The following is a 932-nucleotide window of genomic DNA, read 5'->3' as shown; positions in this document are numbered from 1 at the left end:
AACATCTTGGTTTACACGTACGTGTCCCTTTTTGCAAGCTGTTGTTGCCAATGATCGGGTTTTGTAATACCTAACACACCATAAATACTTGTCAATTCGCATATAATTATTACTAAAACTACGTTAATGTTATTGTGCAAGATTGTATTAAAATTGTATCTTGCGCGTCAAAAATACACATAATATAATGTATTTAAATACAAATTATGCGTTGTTATACTTACTAATTTAAGTTGAAAATAAAATTGTTTATGAAATTAGAAAAAATAAGCCTGTTAATTTTTTGTGTGGCATTATGTATGTTTTCTTGCGGAAACGACGATGATGGAACTACTGATGTTGAAATAGTTATTAGANNNNTTGAAATAGTTATTAGAGATAGAAATGAACAACAAGTTATTGATAATAATTCTTTAATAGAGTTTTTAGAAACACATTATTACAATTCTGATGTTTTTGAAAACAATGCAAATGCAAGTATTTCAGACTTAGTAATTTTACCACTAGCCACCGGAGAAACTGTACCTAATGGTTATACATTATTAAAAGACGCCGTTGGAGTTTCTAGAAAAACCACTTTTGCAGATACAGATTATGAATTTTATGTATTGGTTTTAAACGAAGGAGGTGGTGATTTTAAACCTAGTTTTGCCGATAATATTTTAACAACTTACCAAGGCTATACTTTAGATGATAATTTAAACGATATAACTGATGCTTTTGATAGCAAAACAACCCCAGATACGTATTTTGGATTAATAGATTTAATACCTGCTTGGAGACGAGTATTCCCTATGTTTAACGTTGCTAACGGATATGTTGATAATGGCGATGGTACAGTTAACTTCAATAATCCAGGAATGGGAGTTATGTTTATACCTTCAGGTTTAGCGTATTTTCAAGAAGCCAGAACAGATCTACCAAGCTATTCG

At 30.8% G+C, this 932-nt stretch carries 1 protein-coding gene; it reads right to left on the bottom strand.

Annotated features, from left to right (window positions below; genetic code table 11):
• The coding region (locus tag FUA24_RS07955) for a S4 domain-containing protein (RefSeq protein WP_262713606.1) at positions 1-102 on the bottom strand (102 nt) is incomplete at its 3' end.
• Positions 103-932: the final 830 nt, after the last annotated feature.

The organism is Seonamhaeicola marinus (assembly GCF_008085455.1).
Note: the sequence above shows the minus strand (reverse complement) of the source record. Positions and strands in the feature narration are given on the sequence as shown.